This window comes from Rhodoferax sp. LS1P39, from assembly GCF_056521425.1.
In genome coordinates this window covers 417,288-434,845 of record NZ_JBWMAV010000001.1, presented here as the reverse complement: position 1 = coordinate 434,845, position 17,558 = coordinate 417,288, and the positions used below count along the sequence as shown (strand labels likewise).

The window sequence follows — 17,558 nt, the reverse complement described above, 5'->3', positions numbered from 1 at the left end:
GCTATGCATTCAATAGCTGCTATCGCCCTTCCAATAAGCGCGAGAAGCCTAAAGAGTCCATCAATTTAGCCAATTGATACCCCTTCCAGAAACAGCGCGGAACTGGCTCTGCCAGGCCGCTGCTGTTGCCCCCTGCAAGGGGGTTGGCGAAAGATGCGAAGCACTGCAGCCTGGGGGTGTGCCTAAAGTCGACTGACTTCAAACTGCTGCCGCCCGGCATTTTTAGCCCGGTACAGCGCGCTGTCGGCGGCATCCACCAGGGTGTCGGCCTTGTGTTCGGGATGGGGCACGGTGTGGGCGATGCCGATGCTCAGGGTCACATGGTCGGCGGTGGGCGAGGCGGCGTGGGGGATGCGCTCCTGGGCCAGCGCGTCCATGCAGTGCTGGGCCACCTGGCGGGCGTGGTTCTGGTCGGTGCCGGGCAGCAGCAGCACAAATTCTTCGCCGCCGTAGCGGGCCACCAGCTCGCCCGCGCGGCGCACGCAGGTGGCCAGCAGCTGGGCCACACGGCGCAGGCAGGCATCGCCCGCCAGGTGGCCGTAGTGGTCGTTGTAGAGCTTGAAGTGGTCGATGTCGATCATCAGCAGGGCCAGCGGCTCCTGCTGGCGGGCCCCGCGCAGCCATTCGGTGGCCAGCACCGCGTCAAAGTGCCGCCGGTTGCCAATGCCGGTCAGCCCGTCGGTGGCCGACAGCTGGGCCAGGCGCTGGTTGGCCTGCTCCAGCGCCTGGCGTTGCAGCACCATCTCGGTAATGTCCAGCCGCACCGCCACGATGTAGCCCGACGGGGTGCGCGACTCGTAGGCATGCATCCACACCCCGATGGGGTAGGAGCGCACCTCGGGCATGGCGCGGTGGCCACGCTCGGCCAGGTGCTGGGCCAGCCATTCGTCTTCGCGGCCCATGGCTTCTTGCGGAAAGCCCTGGCGCAGGCCGATGCGCACCAGCGCTTCGTGGGTCAGGCCGCGGCCTTCTTCCAGCGTGAACCAGGGGCGCATTTCGCCCATCTTGCGGTTGAAATACACCAGCCGGTCTTGCGCGTCGTACAGCTCCACGCCGATGGGCATGGCCTCCAGCGCCTCGGACAGCTGGGACTGCGCCGCGTAGGCCTGCTGCCGCGCCTGCTCCAGCGCACGTTCCCGGCGCACGTTGTCGGTAATGTCGGCCCGCAGCACCACGGTGCTGCCGTCCTTTAGTCGGCGCTGGTCGATGCGCAGCCAGCGGTCGTTGGGCAGCTCTTGCACCTGGGTCGGCACCGGGTTGCGAAAGGCCGCCAGGCGCTGTTGTATCCAGGCCTCCTGGCCCTCGGATTCGGGCAATTCCCCCAGGGCCACGGTGTGGCGCAGCACCGCTTCAAAAGACACGCCTGGCTGCATGAAAGACGCAGAGTGGGGGTACAGCGTGCGGGTCCGCGCGCTCACCAGCACCAGGCGCTCTTGCGCGTTAAAAATCGCAAAGGTGCTGTGGTCGGGCAGGATGTCCAGCGCGGACTCCAGTGCCTGGGCGGTGGCTGAGCCCGGGTCCGGCGCAGCAGCCGGTGGGGCGGCCAAGGCTGTAGCCACCGGTGCAGCCGCGCGGCGCACGGCCCCCACCAGGGCCACCCAGCCCGCCACCAGCGCCACCTGCAGCACGGCCACCGGCACGCCCAGCGGCAGCCAGGCCAACGCTACCTGCGCCGCAACCAAAGCCGCTGCGGCGACCAGCGCAGGCCACGCGCTATTGCGCAAGAGCGGGAGACGAAGCATGGCGTAGGCCTAAATGATGTAAACGCAAGTAACAAAGCATAGCAGCCAGTACCGACCCGTTTCGCACAATTGGCGTGCGCCACCGGAAAACCTGGGGTGCGCGGTTGCAGATTTTTAACCATTGCAAGCCACTGAAGCCGGGTGACAGGGTGTGGGGCGATGGATTTGCACGTAAATACGGGCGTATGGGTTGTTTGCATCCAGGGGAGCGTTCATAATTGCATACAGTCTGCTGATACAAATTTTGTGCTGCGGCGCGCGCTACGGCCCACACTCCGAGTCCCGTAGCGACACATTTCCAGCCCACGGAGACTTTGCCATGGCCCCATCTCCGCACCGCTCTGCGGCCACCGCTGCGCAACGCAACGCGGTGGTTTGCTTGGCGCTCGCCATCGTGGTGGTGGCCGGGGCATCGGCACCGTATGCGGCGCAGGCGCTGCCGGTGGTGGCCCCTTTCCTGCCGATTTTTGCGGCCATCGTTACCCTGACCGAGGCCTTGACCGCCTACCTGCTGATGGTGCAGTTTGTGGCGGTGCGGCGCCTGTACCTGGTGCCGCTGGCCGGGGCCTATGCCTATGTGGCGATGCTGGCCCCCATCCAGCTGATGGTGTTTCCGGGGATGTTTGCGCCTGCGGGGCTATTGGGCGGCAATGCCCAGTCGCCGGTGTGGCTGTGGGTGTTCTGGCACGGTGGGTTTCCGCTGTTCATTGGCGCGTCTTTGCTGCTGCGGCAGTCGCGCGTGCATGGCGTGCTGAGCCAGCGCGTGTCGCTGGTGCAAGGCTGGCTGCTGTTTGCGCTGGCCCCGCTGCTGGCGGCGGCCATGGCCTGGCTGGCTTTGCGCGACGGTGCCCTGCCTGCGCTGATCGACGGCAATAGCTTCAAGACCCTCAGCAGCGGCCTGACGGGCTGGACGGTGTGGGGACTGAACCTGGGCGTGGTGCTGCTGGTGCTGTTGCTGCCCAAGAAGCGCCAGGAACTGGTGGGCCTGTTTCTGTTTGCCGCCATGCTGGCATCGCTGGCCGATGTGTCGCTGATCCTGCTGACATCGACCCGCTACAGCCTGGGCTGGTATATGTCGCGCCTGCTGAGCGTGGTCTCGTCGGTCAGCCTGCTGGCCGGGCTGGTCTACCAGATCACCCAGCTCTACCAGGAGCTGGCCACCACCCATGCGTCCTTGCTACGCAGCTCCGCGCGCGACCACCTCACCGGCGTGTACAACCGCAACAGCTTTGACATTGCCGCCCAGACCGAATGGCAGCGCGCCCAGCGCAGTGGCCAGCCGCTGTCGCTGGTGCTGGTGGATATTGACCACTTCAAGCGCTACAACGACTACTTCGGCCACGTGCAGGGCGATGTCTGCCTGCGCGCGGTGGCCCAGGCCCTGGCCGGCAGTGTGCGCCGACCCACCGACATGGTGGCCCGCTATGGCGGCGAGGAGTTCGTCATCATGCTGCCCGGCACCCGCAGCGAAGATGCCCTGCGCATCGCCGACCACGCCCGCCGCGCCGTGGCCGCGCTGCGCATACCGGCCCATGCGCCGGGCCTGAACGTGTCCTTCAGCGCAGGCTGCGCCACCTGGGACACCAGCGCGGGCTTGCCCGACCTGGAGGCCTTGCTGGTAGCCGCCGACCGGGCTTTGTACAAAGCCAAGGCCCAGGGCCGTAACCAGGTCTGGGCGCAAGAAGATCTGGTGCTGCGCCCCGCCAGCGTGTACGAAGAGCCCCTGGCGGCCTATTCGTAAATAGGCATAAAAACTGCCTCTGGTGTTCTAGCCATAAGCACAACAAGCTATAGATTAAATAGCGTTCACGCTGCCAAGAACAGTGCCGGGTCCACCATCGCCCGGTTCAGGCTGATCGACCAGTGCAGGTGCGGTCCGGTCACCCGGCCCGTGGCCCCCACGGCACCCAGGCGCTGGCCTGCTTTCAGCACATCGCCGGGCTGCACGGCGATGCTGCTCAGGTGGCAAAACATGCCCAGCAGGCCGCCGCCGTGGTCCAGCCACACCGTGTTGCCGTTGAAGAAATAGTCGCCGGTGTCGATCACCCGGCCCGGCAGCGGTGCCACTATCGGTGTACCCGTGGCGGCGGCAATGTCCATGCCGCTGTGTGGATTGCGCGACTGCCCGTTGAACACCCGGCGCAGCCCGAACGAGCTGGAGCGCCGCCCCGGCACCGGCACCTGCATGCGCAGATTCGGCAGCAGCGGCGGCTCGCTGAAAGTAGCCACCACGGTCTGCAGATGGGTGCGCTCGCGGTTGTAGCGGGCCTCGTCCTCGATGGAGAGATCTACCGTGCCGGGTGCCACCTTCAGCCGCTGCTCGCGGTACTGCTTGGCGCCCACGGTGTAGGCCACGGGGCGGGTGCCGTCGGCGGTTTGCACGTCGATCTGCGCCGGGCCCAGTGCGGCCGCCAGCGGAATGCCGACAATGGCCGTCCACTCGATCGTATCGCCCCGCACCAGCACCGGCACGTCCCCCGCAAACGCCACAGGCCGCTCCGGCGCAGGCCCCAGCGACAGCCGCGCCACCCCGCCGGGCACGCGCAGGTCCTGCGGCCAAAGGGTGGGGGCAATGGGTGGGGCGGCGTGCAGGCGGGTGGCCAACAGGCCCAGGGAGGCGAGCAGGGTGGAGCGGCGGGTCAGGAGTGGCATGGGACGGAATGGGGAAAAAAGCAGCCCCCAGTATCGCTGTCAACCGGTGGTTGAGAGCGGTGTCGGATTTATCCAAGGCATGGGGTGCCGTGGCCGGTATCGTTGGGGTGGATAAACCCCCGTCTTTTTTACCTTGGGAGCTTTTATGCAATTTGGATACACCATTCTGTACGTTGCCGATGTCCGCAGCAGCCTGGACTTCTACGCCCGGGCCTTCGGCTTGAAGACCAGGTTTGTGCATGAAGGCGGTGACTACGGTGAGCTGGACACTGGCTCCACCACGCTGGCGTTTGCATCCCGGGCGCTGATGGCCCAGCTCCACAAGAACCCCCAAGCCGCCGACCCGGCAGCGCCGTGCTGCGAGATTGCGCTGGTCACGCCCGATGTGCCAACCGCCCTGGCCCAGGCCGTGGCCGCCGGGGCCCAGCTGGTGCAGGAACCGCACGCCATGCCCTGGGGCCAGACGATTGCCTATGTGGCCGATCTGAATGGGTTCTTGGTGGAAATCTGCACCCCGGTGGCGGGCTGAAAATTCGATATGGACATGGTGCCCGGGCTTACAGCAGCAGCCCCGCCGCCTCCTTGGCGCGCATCTTGGCGGCGATGTATTCGCCGTGGGTGACGTACAGCAGCCCGGCCATCTGGTTGATGACGCTGTTTTCTACCGCGCCGAGCTGGCCGTCGGCGTAGGCCACCTGCCACATGTCTTCCACGATCTGGATCTTCTGGGCATGCGTGCACTGGTCGTTGAGCTGGCTGGTAAAGCGCTGGTAGTCGTAGGCGCGGGCGGCGGATTGCTCGGCCTGCTGCATCAGCTGCGTCAGCGCCGCGCCGTCCAGGTTCAGGCGCTGCTGCAGGGTGAGCACCACGGCCTGGCGCTCCACCGCGGTCTTGGTGGGGTCGGCGCGCATCACCTCGACCAGCAGCACGGCGGTGGCCAGGTCCACGGCGCTTTGGCGCTCGGCGGGCGAGGGCTCGGTGGCCTGGGCGAGCAGGCCGTCAAAAATGTCTTTCAGGGCACGCAGCATGGGCAGGATGTGTGGGGTAGGAGATGGGACGGACCCCACGCCTGCGCCCTTGGTTCCCGCTGCCTGTGTGAATTTTTATGAAGAATTGGCCGCCTGCGCTTATAGAACCAGCGCTAGTAGCTATTTAAAGTGTAGCAATCAGAATGACGAACCGGGCTGGCCCAGAAAAGCCACTTCTTCGGCACTGGAGCTGCGCCCCAACACGGCGTTGCGGTGCGGGTAGCGGCCAAAGCGCTCCACGATGGCCTGGTGGTGCAGGGCGAAGCGCAGGTTGTTTTCATTGCCGAGCTGGGTGAACAGGGCCATCGATTGGACATGGATGGCCCTGGATTCGCTGTGCATGTAGGGCATGTAGGCAAAAGGCCGCTGGGCCAGGGGCAGGCTGCCATCCAGCCCGCTGGCCACCAGCTCTTGCGCCAGCGCCAGGGCCAGCGGGTCCTGGGCAAAAGCCTGTGGCGTATCGCGGTAGATGTTGCGCGAGAACTGGTCGAGCACCAATATCTCCGCCAGCCGCCCCTCGGGCGTGGCGCGCCAGGCAAACAGCTCGCAGCGGGCGGCGGCCTCCAGGGTGGCGGCAAAGCGCTGGCGGATGCGGTCGTCCAGCGCAGCGTCTTTGGCAAAGTGCTGCTGGGGCGTGAGTTCGGTGAACCAGAAGGTGAGGATGTCTTGGGCGTGCATGGCCCGATTGTGGGGGACGGCCGCCGCCGGAGCTAGAGCCTAGTACGATGGAACCCACCCCAACGAGGCGCTCCATGGCAACCAACCCGAACCAAAAACTCGCAGTGCTGATTGATGCTGATAATGCCCAGGCTGCGGTGATCCAGGAGCTTCTGGCCGAGGTGTCGCGGTACGGCACGGCGACCATCAAGCGGGCCTATGGTGACTGGACCACCACCAACCTCAAAGGCTGGAAAGAGGTGCTGCACCGCATGGCCATCCAGCCGATCCAGCAGTTCAGTTACACCACCGGCAAAAACTCTACCGATGCCTCGCTGATCATTGATGCCATGGACGTGCTGCACAACGGCAGTGTGGATGGATTTTGTTTGGTGTCCAGCGACAGTGATTTCACGCGGCTGGCGACGCGCATCCGTGAGGCGGGGCTGGTGGTCTACGGTTTTGGCGAGCGTAAAACGCCAGAGCCTTTCGTAGCCGCTTGCGACAAGTTCATCTACACCGAAATTCTGCGCCAACCCGACGAGCCCAAGGCCGGGCCCACTGCCGTAGCGGTGCCGGAACTGCCCAAGCTGAAAGCCATGGTGGTCACCGCCATAGAAGCGGCTGCACGTGAGGACGGATGGGCGCAACTTGGGCCGGTGGGCAGCCACATCACGAAGAACAACCCTTCATTTGATCCGCGCAACTATGGCTTTTCCAAGTTGGGCGAGTTAATGCGCAAACAGGACTACCTGGAAGTCAAGGAGGTGCCAATGGCAGAAGGGTCTTCCAACATGCATTTGTATGTCAGGCGCAAGTTGGCAATTCCAGCCAAGAGCATCCAGCAAAATTAGTTGCTGCGCCCGAAGGCGGTTTGCGGGGGATTAATTAGGGGGCGATGTAGGCCCGCACCTGGTTCCTACCCGCCTGCTTGGCCTGGTAAAGCGCGGTGTCGGCGCGGTGCAGCAATTGCTCGAAAGTGGCCCCAGGCGGCGCGAGGGTGGCGATGCCGATGCTGACGGTGCAGGTGGCAATGCCGTGGGCATCGGGGGTGTGCACCTGCAGCAGGGCCACGGCGTGGCGCAGCGATTCGGCCAGGCGGCTGGCCCCACTACGGTCGGTTTCTGGCAGCAACACCACAAACTCTTCGCCGCCCAGCCGGGCCACGGTGTCCAGGCCGACCCGGATGCGCTGGCGGCAGGTGTCGGCCACGGCGCAGATGACGCGGTCGCCTGCCAGGTGCCCCCAGGTGTCGTTTACCTTTTTGAAGTTGTCGATGTCCACCATCAGCACCGACAGCGGGTGTTGAAAGCGCTCGGCGCGTTTGCACTCATTCGCCCCCAGCTCCAGCAGGGTGCGGCGGTTGGCCAGGCCGGTGAGGGGGTCGTTGGCCGCCAGCAGCTCCAGCGCGGTGTTGAGCTCTTGCAGCAAGGTGTTTTGGGCCGCCAGCTGCTGGTTTGCCCGGTCGATTTCTTCTTCTTTGCGCTTGCGGTCGTTGATGTTGAAGGTCACGCCGATGAAGCGCTGCCCCGGCGTGTCGCTGGCCGCGTCCATGATGCGGCCGTAGTTGGCGTACCAGACCCAGTCGCCGTTGTGGGCCCGCAGCCGAAACTCGCAGCGGTACTCGGGCGTGCGGCCTGCCATGTGGGCCTCTACCGCAGCCTGGATCATGGGCACATCGTCCGGGTGGATGAACTCGAACAGATGGTCTATGTGGTGCAACACCTCTTCGTTGCTGTAGCCCAGTTCAGAAAAGGTTTTCAGGGCCTTGCGGGTGACTTCGCCGGTGCGCAGGTTGTTTTCCCACAGGTCGAGCCCTGCGGCTTCCAGCGCCAGCTCCAGGCGCTCTTTGTTGGGGTCGTCTTCGCGCATGCTCTATCTCCCATAAGGTGCTTCGCACCGATGCCCGCAGACTGTTTTAGGACGGTAACTGGGTGTAATTATGGAGGGGATTTGCGCGGTTTTGGTGCGGACTGGGCGGGCAGATGGCTTGTGCGAAATAGGCCGCTGGCGCAATTGGAATGTGCGCAATTAGCTATCGTAACTATAGCCATTGCCAGGCCGCGGGCCTTACGGGGTGACGACGATCTTCTTGTCGCGCACGTACTCTTTGTACTGCACGAGGGTGAGGGCGGCCACACAGGCTGCGTCGTTGTCGGCCGTCCAGCTCAGGATGGCGCTTTCGGCAGCCACTTCGATCTCGACCGGCCCCTTGGGGATGATGACGGGCGCGCCGTCACCGGGGGTGAAGGTGACGTGGTCGGTGATGGTGGCCTGGACGGTGTGGGTGGGTTGCATGGCGGGCTCCGGTAGGGGCCGCAAGGTTTTGCGGCAGGCTTCCATTACAAGCCCTGGCCCGGCGGCGGCGTGTCAGATAAACACCCGCAGGTGCGTTCCACAGCGCCGCGTTCTTGCCTAGTGGGTGACGAACTGGTAGGTCACGTCTTCGGCATCGATCATGTCCAGCACGTCGTTGAGCACATCGTCGTCGCCGGTGCTGGTCCAGGTGTCTTCGGGGTCGGTGGCAAACATGGGCTCGATGGCCATGTCCATGTACTGGCCGTTGGGCAGCTTCAGCACCTGGCCGTCCTCAGAGGTGGTGGCCAGCTCCCAGTCGTCGGGTACGGACATTTCGAGCTGGATGGTGATGTGGAGTTTTTTCATGGAGGAGTCTGGTGGGTGGGAGATGCAGGAGGTTAACCGAAGCCCGTGGGCCGGTATCAGAATTTATGAAAAATAGGCCGCTGGCGCTTATGGAATGAGCGTGAGCAGCTATGAAAACAGGAGTAAGCTAGGGTCATGTCTTCACGCGAGCTTGCCATGCCCCACTACTGGTTGATGAAATCCGAACCCAGCGAATGCTCCATCGACGACACGCTGGCCGCGCCAGACCGCACGGTACCGTGGGTGGGCGTGCGCAACTACCAGGCCCGCAACTTCATGCGCGACCAGATGCAGCCGGGCGATGGCGTGCTGTTCTACCACTCGAGCTGTGCCGAGCCGGGCATTGCCGGCCTGGCCCGCGTGGCCTCGGGCACCCGGCCCGACCCTACGCAGTTCGACCCGGCCTCACCGTACTTTGATGCCGCCAGCAAGCCCGACGCCCCGCGCTGGCTACTGCTGGACGTGCAGGCGGTGCGCAAGACACGGCTGCTGGCCCTGCCCGAGCTGCGCGCCACCGCTGCCCTGGCCGATCTGCAGGTGCTGCGCCGGGGCAACCGCCTGTCGATCACGCCGGTGGATCCGGCGCATTGGCAGGTGATCGCTCAGCTACTGGCTTAACGTGAAGCAACTTTCATGGCTTGGGGTGCTCTGCACCCAAGTCCATGAAGGTTAGGCTTGCAGCGTCGGGTAGTCGGTGTAGCCCTTGGCACCCTGGGTGTAGAAGGTGCTTTGGTCCGGCGTGTTCAGCGGGGCCTTGAGTTGGATGCGGGCGGGCAGGTCCGGGTTGGCCAGGAAGGACGTGCCAAAGGCCACGGCATCGAGCTGGCCTGCGGTGATGGCTTCTTCGGCCTCTTCGGCGGTGTAGCCCATGTTGCCGACCAGCACGCCCTGGTACTTGGCGCGCGCCACGGTCAGCACATCTCCCTTTTGCACGCCAAAGAAGTCGGCGCGCATCACGTGCAGGTAGGCCAGCTTGTAGGCGTTGAGCTTGTCGGCCAAAAAGCCGATGAAGGCCAGCGGGTCGCTGTCTTGCATGCTGTTGTAGCTGTTCAGCGGGGACAGGCGCAGGCCCACTTTGTCCGCGCCAATGGCGGCGGTCACGGCATCCAGCACTTCGAACAGGAAGCGGGCGCGGTTGTCCAGCGAGCCGCCGTAGCCGTCGGTGCGCTGGTTGGGCGTGTCGCGCAGGAACTGGTCGATCAGGTAGCCATTGGCACCGTGCACTTCCACGCCGTCAAAACCGGCGGCGATGGCGTTCTTCGCGCCCTGGGCAAACGCGGCCACGATGGCCGGAATCTCGTCCGCAGCCAGTGCGCGCGGCACGGCGTGCGGCACCTTGCCGGTGAGGGTGTGGATCTCGCCCTCCACCGCCGTGGCGCTGCTCGATACGGTGGGCACGCCGTCGTTGATGTCGGGGTGCGCGGCGCGGCCCGCGTGCCAGATCTGCATGAAGATGCGGCCGCCCTTGGCGTGCACTGCGCTGGTTACCTGTTTCCAGGCGGCTACTTGCGCGTCGTTGTAGATGCCGGGTTCGTTGATGAAAGCCGAGGTGCCGGGCGCCACCATGGTGCACTCTGTGATCAGCAGGCCGCCGGTGGCGCGCTGGCTGTAGTAGTCGGCCATCAGCGCGTTGGGCATGTGGCCCGCGTCGGCGCGGGTGCGGGTGAGGGGGGCCAGCAGAATGCGGTTGGGCAGGGTGGTGGAGCCGACTTGCAGGGGGGTAAATAGCGTCATGGTGTCAGTGGGTGGGTGGGGATAAGGAGGCGAACGGTAACAGCGGGTGGATAAGACCACCCCGCACGGGTTATTTAGAAATGGAGTAGGGCTTTCAGCGCGGGCTGTGCTGCTGCACCCAGCGCACGATGTCGGCAGCGCCCATGGCACCCGCCTGGCGGGCCACCTCGCGGCCCCCCACAAACAGCGCCAGCGTGGGGATGCTGCGGATCTGGTAGCGTGCGCCCAAGGCTTGGTGCGCCTCGGTGTCCACCTTGGCCACGCGGATGCGCGGCTCCAGCTGGGCGGCGGCCTGCACGTAGGCGGGCGCCATCTGCTTGCACGGCCCGCACCACGGGGCCCAAAAGTCCACCAACAGCGGAATCTGGTTGCGCTGCAGGTGCTTGTCGAACGCGGCACCATCCAGGTCGGCCGGTTGACCGGTGAACAAGGGCTTTTTGCAGCTACCGCAATCGGGCGCGCTGGCCAACTGGTCGGTGCGCACGCGGTTGGTGGTGTGGCAATGGGGGCAGACGATGTGCTGGGTGTCGGTCATTGCATTCACATCGTGGCGGGGGGCTGGATTGCAAGGGTGTGTCTAGAGCCTCACCAAAGCCAGCCGCAAGGCTTGCAGCAGCGCTTGCTCTTCTGCCGACATGGCGGGCAGGTCCAGGTGGCGGGCGTTGCGTTCGTAAATGTCCAGTGCTTCAAAGGGCGTGAGGGTGTCTGTGCCGTGCACCTGCCACGCCAGCGCGCGCAGCTGCGGATAGTCGGCCAGTACCACACGGGCCGGAATCCAGCCTGTTCTGTCGGGCGGTTGCGCCGCGCTTGTGCGCTCGTCGGTTGCGCTGCGTGCCTGTAGCACCATGCCCAGCGCCGCCAGCGCGTTGCACCACGCCCCCATGGTGACCGAGGGCTCGCCTTTCTCGATGCGGTGCAGCGTGACACGCGACACCCCTGCGGCCTCGGCCGTGACGGTGGCGTTCAGGCGCAAGGCTTTGCGTTGGCTGCGAATCTGCGCGCCCAAAGCCTGTAGCTGGGCGGCACAGGGTAAGTTTGAAAGCGGTGTGATGGGAAGCATAGTGTTTCTCATTGTTTGCAAAAATGGTGTTTTGTCAAGTATGAGAAACACAATGAGTCTGCTAAGCGGCTTTGCGAAGACTACGGCCCATGCCAGATTCGCCGGCGTAAAGTAGCCTGGTTTGCAACTTTTCAGCCGCACCCCATGAGCAACCTCCCTTTCTACCCCATCGGCACCCCCGGCCAAACCTGGGGCGACACAGAGCGGGCCCAGTGGCGTGCCCGCCAGGTGCGCCAGCGCAGCTATGCGGATGACGTGTTGCCGCGCATCGAGCATCTGCGGGCGCGCTTTGACGTACTGCCCTATGGCGAAGTGGCCTATGCGGACGAGCGCTTCCCCCTGTTTGCCATCCGCAGCCGGGGCTGGAACAGCGCCTTGCCCAGCGTGCTGGTGACCGGCGGCGTGCACGGCTACGAGACCAGCGGCGTGCTGGGTGCGCTGCGTTTTCTGGAGGCGCACGCCGAAGGCTATGCGGGCCGGGTGAACCTGCTGGTGGTGCCCTGCGTCAGCCCCTGGGCGTACGAGCGGGTGCAGCGCTGGAACTTCGATGCTCTGGACCCCAACCGCTCGTTCCGCCCGGACAGCCCCGCGCAAGAGTCTGCGGCCTTGCTGCACCTCATCGAACCCCTGCGCGGCCAGTTCACCGCCCACATCGACCTGCACGAAACCACCGACACCGACGAGTCCGAATACCGCCCCGCCGTAGCCGCCCGCGACGGCCAGCCGTTCACGCCCGGCACCATCCCCGACGGCTTTTACCTGGTGGACGACAGCGCCAACCCCCAGCCCGCGTTCCAGCAGGCCATCATCCTGGCCGTAGAGCGCGTAGTCCACATCGCCCCCGCCGACGCGCAGGGCGGCATCATCGGCTCGCCCCTGGTGGCGCACGGCGTGATCCACTACCCGATGCAGGCGCTGGGCCTGTGCGCAGGCATCACCGGGGCCCGCTACACCACGACCACCGAGGTGTACCCCGACAGCCCGCGGGCCACGCCCGCGCAGTGCATTGCCGCGCAGGTGGCCGCGGTGTGTGCGGGCGTGGAGTTTGTGGGTTAAATAGGCCGCTACCGCCCATTCCATAAGCGCAAAATGCTACTAAAAAAGTAGCAATTTAATCAGCCCCGTTCCAGATCGCGGATCAGGCTCACCACCTTGGTAGTGATGATGTCGATGGCCGGCCCGTTGGCTCCGTGCGGCAGGATCACATCGGCGCGGCGTTTGGTGGGCTCGATGAACTGCTTGTGCATGGGCCGCACGGTTTCCAGATACTGGTTGATCACGCTCTCGGCACTGCGCCCGCGCTCGGCCATGTCGCGCTGCAGGCGGCGGATAAAGCGCACGTCGGCGGCGGTATCCACAAAAATCTTCAGCGACATCATCTTGCGCAAATCGGCATCAAACAGCGCAAACAGACCTTCGATCACGATCACCGGCGCGGGCTGCACGGTGATGGTTTGGGTGGCGCGGTTGTCCTGCGTGAAGTCGTAGGTGGGCATCTCGATCGCCTCGCCACGGCGCAGTGCTTGCACATGCTGCACCATCAGCGGCCAGTCAAACGCGTCGGGGTGGTCGTAATTGGTTTTGCGCCGATCTTCGGGCGACATATGCGTCTGGTCGCAGTAGTAATCGTCCTGGATCAGCACCGCCGTCATCTCCGGCCCGATGGATGCCAGCACCTGGCGCGTCACCGTCGATTTACCGCTGCCACTGCCGCCTGCCACGCCGATCACGAAAGGTTTGTGAGGGGCTTTGTTCATGGGGTCTCCGTATCCAGCAGGCAAAGGCTGCGAGTTTACAAGCCAGGCGCGGGTTCAAGCACCAAGCCTCAGGCTTGCCACACCCCAAACCCCGCCGAGCGCAGGTCGATGCCGATCTCGATCTCCTTGTCCACCGCGTCCTGGTAGCGCAGGGGGTTGAAGGCCTCGTACAGATCCGGCAGCAGGCGCAGGCCGTACTGCAGCACATAGCGGTTGGCCTGGATGCCGGCCTTGTGCTTGTCAAAGCGCACATCCGGGTCCAGCCCCGTCATGCCCACATACACGCAAGGCTTGCCCTCCACATAGCCCGGATTGCCCTTGCGAAAGCGCGCCTCCCGCAGCACGTCTTTGGAGAGCTCGACCACGTAGACGTGGTGGTGTTTGCGGCGGGGCATGGGGGGTGAAATACTGGCCAGTATGGAGCATAGCGCTCGCGGAATAAGCGCAAGTAGCTATTCAAAACGTAGCAATAAATATTCATAGGACTTAGGCAGCGCCCCTGTATCGCCCTTCGGGCTTACAGGGGGAACTTGCGTAAGTCCTGGCTCAAACAGCCTGCTGCGCACCATGCCGCGTCAGATCAGGCTGCCCCGCCAGCAAACCCGCGACGGAGATGTCTTCGTCCAGCGCCTCCCAGTGCAGGCCGCCCTTGCTGAGTTCCACCAAGGCCCGTTGCGCGGGGGTGGCTTCCAGTAAACGCGGGAACCAGGCCAGCGGCGCGGCAATGGTGCGGCCATCGGACAGGCTGACCCACACCGTGTCGTCATCGAAGCGCACGGCTTTAGGCGAAATGTTCATTCCATGACCTTTCAATCAATTCCTTGTGGGCCACCACCACGTCCCGCAATCCCCGCAGCGTGCGCGCATCGAAGCCGTCGCTATCGGCCAGATAGATGCTGGGGGTCAGCCAGAACTTGGCTTCGCCGTCGGCATTGCGCACATGGATGTGCATCGCCTCGCGCGGGTTCTCTTCGTTGGAATAGAAGAAAAACCGAAACGACTTGTAGCGGAAAACGACAGGCATGGCCGAAGTTTACCGGTCCAGCGCGTTTGTGTGCCAAATAGGCGGTTACCGCCTATAGAACGGGCGCAAGCAGCTATAAAAATAGAAGCAAACGGTTTCTGCCGCCCAGACTTCTTAAACGCCATTGATTTTTCGAAACGTCAAATTGATTCTGGGGTCTTTTACCCGCAGTTCCTTCTGGATGGCGTGCTCCCACAGGCCTTGGGTTTGCCCGCGCATGCACAGCAAGGAGCCGTGGGACAGCGCAATGCTGTAGCGCTTGGCCGGTGCATCGGGTGATGTGGGACGTAGACAAAATTTGCGCTCCGCACCCAGGCTGATGGACGCGATGGTGGGCTCGTGGCCCAGGGTGGCCTCGTCGTCGCTGTGCCAGGATACATGGTCGGCGCCGTCGCGGTACAGGTTGAGCAGCACTGCGTTGTAGCGGGCACCCGTGGCCGCCCCGGCCAGGTCGCGCAAGCGCGCCAGCGTGGGTGTCCAGGGGCTTGGCCGGTTCAGGAGGCCCGAGTAGGTGTAGCTGGCGTGTGCATCCCCGTACCAAGCGGTCAAGCGGGGCGTCTGGACGCTGCGGCCGTACATGCGCAGTGCGGGCTGCTGCCACGCCGTTTCGTCCAGAAGCGTCTTGAAGAATGCGCTGGCCAGGTCGTGTGGAAAGTACTGCGCCCAGTAGGTCAGGTCCAGGCCCGCGTCCACCAGGTGGACGGGGCTAGCCTGCGCAGGGCCAAATAGATCGGGTTGCATGGTTTTTATCGCCTGAGTCCAAAAACTGCGCTCCGCGCCATCGGGAGCCGTGCCCAACTCGCCTGAACCTTCGTCCTTGGCGATCTGGCGGTAGCGTTTATGCCTTTTGGCGGAGGCGTGGCTTAAATAAGCAGATGGAACACAACCGATCCATCACGCTGCGTAAACGGATTCCCGGTCGCGGTGGATGCTGGCCAGCACGAAAGGGTTGTGTATAGCCCCAGACTCCACCAGATCCACGCCACGTCCCAGCAGCTTCTCCAAATCAGCCTTGGCACCAAAGAAGGTATCCAAACCCACCGGCATGCCCACGTCGAACTCCACCAAAAAGTCCGCATCGCTGCTGCTGGTATCAAAGTCGTCCGCCCGCGCCGCCGAGCCGAACACGTCCAGCCGCTGGATGCGGTAGCGCTGGCAAATGGCCGAAATGCCGAGGCGGTGTTGGGCGATGGAGGGGTGCATGGTTTGGAGTTTAGCGGTGCGGATCGCTTATGTGTCAAATCGGCTTCTTGTGCTTGTGGAATGGGCGCAAGCAGCTACAGAAAAAGTAGCGAGAGTAAAAAGTTGCAATGCAAGACTTGACCCCGTGCCCCGCAGATAGCGTAGCCAGGCTTGAAAGTAGCAATGCAAGACTTGCCATGAATATTTTGGGTTAGCTACAACGTAGCGCCTAAATACCAAATGATTTTCGCAGACATGAACGAAGAGGGGTCAAATACTCGGGCTCATTGGCGAGCAACCAGTCAATCAAAATTGGTACGTCACGCGTTTTACGAAACTCGAGTTTGGATTCGGTTAGGTTAGAAAAAATTTTATCTAAAACTGAAGCTCCGTCTATGCTACCTATTTCTTCAGATTTCACGTGTATGGCCAATGCTTCTTCAATTTTTTCAATTGCTATTGGCATGTCTAGTTCTTTGAATGCAGCTTCGAGAGCATTTGCATTAAATAGATAGTTTTCTAACATTCTCCTTTCAAGGAAGCGAAGCTTGCCTTTTGATGACTTTTCGATTTCATCACGCTTTTCGGGGCTAAGAGTTTCGCCATCTAATAATATGCAGACCATAGGAGGAACTATTGCTGACGATGAAGAGAGTCGTTCGTAAATTCTTACAACTTCATCGGGTGAGATTCCTTTTTTCTTTGAAAATATGCCAGTGCTTTCCACGCGAAGTATGGAGGTACCTGCCGCTATTTCGGGGCAGGCCCATCTCAGTAGTTGTGGCATTACAAGCTCTTCTGTTTGCCCCTCAACCCAAAAAACACGATCCTTTGCATGTAAATCCGTCATGCGAATTCCCAATTCAGCTAAGTCGCTACGTAAGAAATGCAAATCCTTGTAACCTACCTGCTTAACTCGAGTTGCTATACCATCGAAATCAAGTAAAGAAATGGATCGGGTGTTTACGGCGGTCAAAACATCGGCTGAATGCGCTGTCAATATAAACTGATGTTTTTTGCCTTCTGCTTCTAAAATCGCCAATAGCTCACGTAGAGCTCGTGGGTGTAAAAAGGCATTTGGTTCGTCAATAGCAATAACTTGTGGTTCACGCGATGTCATTAGCACGTAGAACATTGCAATTACATTTCCAATCCCGGCGCCCATACGTGACATTGGAATAGCAAGATCGTCTCTGCGTTCTTCGGGTAATTTTGGTAGGCAGCGTAACTCAAAACCACTGCTATTTGATGTCGATTGAATCCACTTAACACTGGGGAAAACTCGATTTACCCATTCGCAAAGAATTTTATGCCCATGGGCATCATTTGTTTGTAAGTTATTTAGGCAATAAGGCAGTGCCATTGCTTCGCGATCTAAAATATTGCTGCCTTGCCCTCCGCCCTGAAATCCAGGACGACGTTGCGCGCTAAACCTGTAAATTTTTGATTTAAATAACTGTGCATATGTTCCAGCTATACCACCTACACCTCCGTAGTTTGAGATATTTATCTGGAATTTATTATCTGAATCTAACTGAATAAGTGCGGCAGGAAATGTGGCCGATGGGTTGTTGCGGCTTGCATTTCCATTTATTAACGATCCTGCCTTGAAATTTACTGATTCCGTTGCATTTGAAAAGGCGGAAGTTAAAATAATTTCACCATTAGATGAAATAAATTTTTCTAATACTTCTAAAGAATTAGAGCCTTGATGGGAATCATTGGTTGTTGCCAATGGAAGATACAGTTGCAAAGAGTTTACTAGGCGCCAAAGTTCATTGAAATTAGTTCCTAGTGTCACCTCCAGCTGCGAGTGTTGACTAGTTTGCCTTCCGTATATAGGAATAGTCCGCTCCGAACGGTGTGGTTCATTCAGGCCAAGGTCCATGTCAAGAACGTCAAGTACCGAGGTCTTGCCGGCGTTATTGGTGCCGAGTAATAAGTTAAATCCAGATTCAAAGTTAATTGTTTGCTTATCGAAAAAGCTTTTAAAGTTTTTAATTGCTACTGATTCTATTTGCATAATTTATTAACTGGTGTTTAATATAAAGAAAAAGC

General features: G+C 61.7%; 22 protein-coding genes. 5 read left to right on the top strand and 17 right to left on the bottom strand.

Features of this window, described 5'->3' with window-relative positions; genetic code table 11:
- Positions 1 to 182: 182 nt before the first annotated feature.
- Positions 183 to 1,742, bottom strand: coding sequence for a GGDEF domain-containing protein (locus tag AC097O_RS01875; protein ID WP_479591187.1), 1,560 nt, complete (start codon positions 1,740 to 1,742; stop codon positions 183 to 185).
- A 319-nt stretch (positions 1,743 to 2,061) separates the two neighbouring features.
- Here AC097O_RS01875 and AC097O_RS01870 point away from each other — a divergent pair, with 319 nt between their 5' ends.
- Complete coding sequence (locus tag AC097O_RS01870; RefSeq protein ID WP_479591186.1) at positions 2,062 to 3,483, top strand: sensor domain-containing diguanylate cyclase; 1,422 nt, start codon at positions 2,062 to 2,064, stop codon at positions 3,481 to 3,483.
- Between the two features lie 65 nt (positions 3,484 to 3,548).
- On the opposite strand, the gene AC097O_RS01865 is transcribed toward AC097O_RS01870, so the two are convergent.
- Complete coding sequence (locus AC097O_RS01865) at positions 3,549 to 4,394, bottom strand: peptidoglycan DD-metalloendopeptidase family protein (RefSeq protein WP_479591185.1); 846 nt, start codon at positions 4,392 to 4,394, stop codon at positions 3,549 to 3,551.
- Positions 4,395 to 4,539: 145 nt separating this feature from the next.
- Here AC097O_RS01865 and AC097O_RS01860 point away from each other — a divergent pair, with 145 nt between their 5' ends.
- Positions 4,540 to 4,923, top strand: a complete 384-nt coding sequence (locus AC097O_RS01860; RefSeq protein ID WP_479591184.1) for a VOC family protein — start codon at positions 4,540 to 4,542, stop codon at positions 4,921 to 4,923.
- A gap of 28 nt (positions 4,924 to 4,951) precedes the next feature.
- On the opposite strand, the gene AC097O_RS01855 is transcribed toward AC097O_RS01860, so the two are convergent.
- Together AC097O_RS01855 and AC097O_RS01850 are read right to left on the bottom strand one after the other, a co-directional pair.
- Positions 4,952 to 5,422 carry a tellurite resistance TerB family protein gene (locus tag AC097O_RS01855; protein WP_479591183.1) on the bottom strand — a complete coding sequence of 157 codons (471 nt, stop codon included), beginning with the start codon at positions 5,420 to 5,422 and terminating at the stop codon, positions 4,952 to 4,954.
- Positions 5,423 to 5,560: 138 nt separating this feature from the next.
- Complete coding sequence (locus AC097O_RS01850; protein WP_479591182.1) at positions 5,561 to 6,100, bottom strand: DUF924 family protein; 540 nt, start codon at positions 6,098 to 6,100, stop codon at positions 5,561 to 5,563.
- A gap of 74 nt (positions 6,101 to 6,174) precedes the next feature.
- On the opposite strand from AC097O_RS01850, the gene AC097O_RS01845 reads away from it, so the two are divergent.
- Complete coding sequence (locus AC097O_RS01845) at positions 6,175 to 6,933, top strand: NYN domain-containing protein (RefSeq protein WP_479591181.1); 759 nt, start codon at positions 6,175 to 6,177, stop codon at positions 6,931 to 6,933.
- 34 nt (positions 6,934 to 6,967) lie between these two features.
- On the opposite strand, the gene AC097O_RS01840 is transcribed toward AC097O_RS01845, so the two are convergent.
- The 3 genes from AC097O_RS01840 to AC097O_RS01830 all read right to left on the bottom strand — a co-directional run bounded on the left by AC097O_RS01840 (position 6,968) and on the right by AC097O_RS01830 (position 8,743).
- On the bottom strand, positions 6,968 to 7,951 hold the full coding sequence (locus AC097O_RS01840) for a sensor domain-containing diguanylate cyclase (RefSeq protein ID WP_479591180.1): 984 nt from the start codon (positions 7,949 to 7,951) through the stop codon (positions 6,968 to 6,970).
- Positions 7,952 to 8,149: 198 nt separating this feature from the next.
- The gene (locus tag AC097O_RS01835; protein ID WP_479591179.1) at positions 8,150 to 8,377 is read right to left on the bottom strand and encodes a hypothetical protein; all 228 of its coding nucleotides are present in this window, start codon (positions 8,375 to 8,377) and stop codon (positions 8,150 to 8,152) included.
- Between the two features lie 117 nt (positions 8,378 to 8,494).
- On the bottom strand, positions 8,495 to 8,743 hold the full coding sequence (locus AC097O_RS01830) for a hypothetical protein (protein WP_315205409.1): 249 nt from the start codon (positions 8,741 to 8,743) through the stop codon (positions 8,495 to 8,497).
- A 156-nt stretch (positions 8,744 to 8,899) separates the two neighbouring features.
- Here AC097O_RS01830 and AC097O_RS01825 point away from each other — a divergent pair, with 156 nt between their 5' ends.
- Complete coding sequence (locus AC097O_RS01825; protein WP_479591178.1) at positions 8,900 to 9,361, top strand: EVE domain-containing protein; 462 nt, start codon at positions 8,900 to 8,902, stop codon at positions 9,359 to 9,361.
- 51 nt (positions 9,362 to 9,412) lie between these two features.
- Here the strand turns inward: AC097O_RS01825 and AC097O_RS01820 are convergent, their stop codons facing one another.
- From AC097O_RS01820 to AC097O_RS01810, 3 genes are all read right to left on the bottom strand, one after another.
- The gene (locus tag AC097O_RS01820; protein WP_479591177.1) at positions 9,413 to 10,477 is read right to left on the bottom strand and encodes an alkene reductase; all 1,065 of its coding nucleotides are present in this window, start codon (positions 10,475 to 10,477) and stop codon (positions 9,413 to 9,415) included.
- A 94-nt stretch (positions 10,478 to 10,571) separates the two neighbouring features.
- On the bottom strand, positions 10,572 to 11,012 hold the full coding sequence (gene trxC, locus AC097O_RS01815) for a thioredoxin TrxC (RefSeq protein WP_479591176.1): 441 nt from the start codon (positions 11,010 to 11,012) through the stop codon (positions 10,572 to 10,574).
- 42 nt (positions 11,013 to 11,054) lie between these two features.
- Positions 11,055 to 11,537 carry a helix-turn-helix domain-containing protein gene (locus tag AC097O_RS01810; protein WP_479591175.1) on the bottom strand — a complete coding sequence of 161 codons (483 nt, stop codon included), beginning with the start codon at positions 11,535 to 11,537 and terminating at the stop codon, positions 11,055 to 11,057.
- Positions 11,538 to 11,681: 144 nt separating this feature from the next.
- On the opposite strand from AC097O_RS01810, the gene AC097O_RS01805 reads away from it, so the two are divergent.
- Entirely contained in the window at positions 11,682 to 12,593 is a 912-nt protein-coding gene (locus tag AC097O_RS01805) for a M14 family metallopeptidase (protein WP_479591174.1), read from the top strand.
- 59 nt (positions 12,594 to 12,652) lie between these two features.
- Here the strand turns inward: AC097O_RS01805 and udk are convergent, their stop codons facing one another.
- From udk to AC097O_RS01770, 7 genes are all read right to left on the bottom strand, one after another.
- Positions 12,653 to 13,294: a uridine kinase gene (gene udk, locus AC097O_RS01800; RefSeq protein ID WP_479591173.1), complete on the bottom strand. Its 642-nt coding sequence runs from the start codon at positions 13,292 to 13,294 to the stop codon at positions 12,653 to 12,655.
- Between the two features lie 68 nt (positions 13,295 to 13,362).
- Positions 13,363 to 13,689: a hypothetical protein gene (locus tag AC097O_RS01795; protein WP_479591172.1), complete on the bottom strand. Its 327-nt coding sequence runs from the start codon at positions 13,687 to 13,689 to the stop codon at positions 13,363 to 13,365.
- A gap of 151 nt (positions 13,690 to 13,840) precedes the next feature.
- A complete protein-coding gene (locus AC097O_RS01790) occupies positions 13,841 to 14,092 on the bottom strand; it encodes a DUF2442 domain-containing protein (protein WP_479591171.1) in 252 nt (83 codons plus the stop codon).
- Entirely contained in the window at positions 14,076 to 14,318 is a 243-nt protein-coding gene (locus AC097O_RS01785) for a DUF4160 domain-containing protein (protein WP_479591170.1), read from the bottom strand. The genes AC097O_RS01790 and AC097O_RS01785 overlap by 17 nt, the downstream gene beginning before the upstream one ends.
- A gap of 114 nt (positions 14,319 to 14,432) precedes the next feature.
- Positions 14,433 to 15,059, bottom strand: coding sequence for an alpha-ketoglutarate-dependent dioxygenase AlkB family protein (locus tag AC097O_RS01780; protein WP_479591169.1), 627 nt, complete (start codon positions 15,057 to 15,059; stop codon positions 14,433 to 14,435).
- A 153-nt stretch (positions 15,060 to 15,212) separates the two neighbouring features.
- On the bottom strand, positions 15,213 to 15,521 hold the full coding sequence (locus AC097O_RS01775; protein ID WP_479591168.1) for a nucleotidyltransferase family protein: 309 nt from the start codon (positions 15,519 to 15,521) through the stop codon (positions 15,213 to 15,215).
- A 208-nt stretch (positions 15,522 to 15,729) separates the two neighbouring features.
- Positions 15,730 to 17,523 (bottom strand): AAA family ATPase, encoded by a 1,794-nt coding sequence (locus AC097O_RS01770; RefSeq protein ID WP_479591167.1) that lies wholly within the window; start codon positions 17,521 to 17,523, stop codon positions 15,730 to 15,732.
- Positions 17,524 to 17,558: the final 35 nt, after the last annotated feature.

What these genes read in the sequence shown, in the direction of transcription:
- AC097O_RS01795 (WP_479591172.1), bottom strand. Translation starts at nt 13,689, where the DNA reads ATGCCCCGCCGCAAACACCACCACGTCTACGTGGTCGAGCTCTCCAAA.
- AC097O_RS01805 (WP_479591174.1), top strand. Translation starts at nt 11,682, where the DNA reads ATGAGCAACCTCCCTTTCTACCCCATCGGCACCCCCGGCCAAACCTGG.
- AC097O_RS01840 (WP_479591180.1), bottom strand. Translation starts at nt 7,951, where the DNA reads ATGCGCGAAGACGACCCCAACAAAGAGCGCCTGGAGCTGGCGCTGGAA.
- AC097O_RS01790 (WP_479591171.1), bottom strand. Translation starts at nt 14,092, where the DNA reads ATGAACATTTCGCCTAAAGCCGTGCGCTTCGATGACGACACGGTGTGG.
- AC097O_RS01850 (WP_479591182.1), bottom strand. Translation starts at nt 6,100, where the DNA reads ATGCACGCCCAAGACATCCTCACCTTCTGGTTCACCGAACTCACGCCC.
- AC097O_RS01810 (WP_479591175.1), bottom strand. Translation starts at nt 11,537, where the DNA reads ATGCTTCCCATCACACCGCTTTCAAACTTACCCTGTGCCGCCCAGCTA.
- AC097O_RS01780 (WP_479591169.1), bottom strand. Translation starts at nt 15,059, where the DNA reads ATGCAACCCGATCTATTTGGCCCTGCGCAGGCTAGCCCCGTCCACCTG.
- trxC (WP_479591176.1), bottom strand. Translation starts at nt 11,012, where the DNA reads ATGACCGACACCCAGCACATCGTCTGCCCCCATTGCCACACCACCAAC.
- AC097O_RS01865 (WP_479591185.1), bottom strand. Translation starts at nt 4,394, where the DNA reads ATGCCACTCCTGACCCGCCGCTCCACCCTGCTCGCCTCCCTGGGCCTG.
- AC097O_RS01830 (WP_315205409.1), bottom strand. Translation starts at nt 8,743, where the DNA reads ATGAAAAAACTCCACATCACCATCCAGCTCGAAATGTCCGTACCCGAC.
- udk (WP_479591173.1), bottom strand. Translation starts at nt 13,294, where the DNA reads ATGAACAAAGCCCCTCACAAACCTTTCGTGATCGGCGTGGCAGGCGGC.
- AC097O_RS01835 (WP_479591179.1), bottom strand. Translation starts at nt 8,377, where the DNA reads ATGCAACCCACCCACACCGTCCAGGCCACCATCACCGACCACGTCACC.
- AC097O_RS01825 (WP_479591178.1), top strand. Translation starts at nt 8,900, where the DNA reads ATGCCCCACTACTGGTTGATGAAATCCGAACCCAGCGAATGCTCCATC.
- AC097O_RS01770 (WP_479591167.1), bottom strand. Translation starts at nt 17,523, where the DNA reads ATGCAAATAGAATCAGTAGCAATTAAAAACTTTAAAAGCTTTTTCGAT.
- AC097O_RS01860 (WP_479591184.1), top strand. Translation starts at nt 4,540, where the DNA reads ATGCAATTTGGATACACCATTCTGTACGTTGCCGATGTCCGCAGCAGC.
- AC097O_RS01875 (WP_479591187.1), bottom strand. Translation starts at nt 1,742, where the DNA reads ATGCTTCGTCTCCCGCTCTTGCGCAATAGCGCGTGGCCTGCGCTGGTC.
- AC097O_RS01775 (WP_479591168.1), bottom strand. Translation starts at nt 15,521, where the DNA reads ATGCACCCCTCCATCGCCCAACACCGCCTCGGCATTTCGGCCATTTGC.
- AC097O_RS01845 (WP_479591181.1), top strand. Translation starts at nt 6,175, where the DNA reads ATGGCAACCAACCCGAACCAAAAACTCGCAGTGCTGATTGATGCTGAT.
- AC097O_RS01820 (WP_479591177.1), bottom strand. Translation starts at nt 10,477, where the DNA reads ATGACGCTATTTACCCCCCTGCAAGTCGGCTCCACCACCCTGCCCAAC.
- AC097O_RS01870 (WP_479591186.1), top strand. Translation starts at nt 2,062, where the DNA reads ATGGCCCCATCTCCGCACCGCTCTGCGGCCACCGCTGCGCAACGCAAC.
- AC097O_RS01785 (WP_479591170.1), bottom strand. Translation starts at nt 14,318, where the DNA reads ATGCCTGTCGTTTTCCGCTACAAGTCGTTTCGGTTTTTCTTCTATTCC.
- AC097O_RS01855 (WP_479591183.1), bottom strand. Translation starts at nt 5,422, where the DNA reads ATGCTGCGTGCCCTGAAAGACATTTTTGACGGCCTGCTCGCCCAGGCC.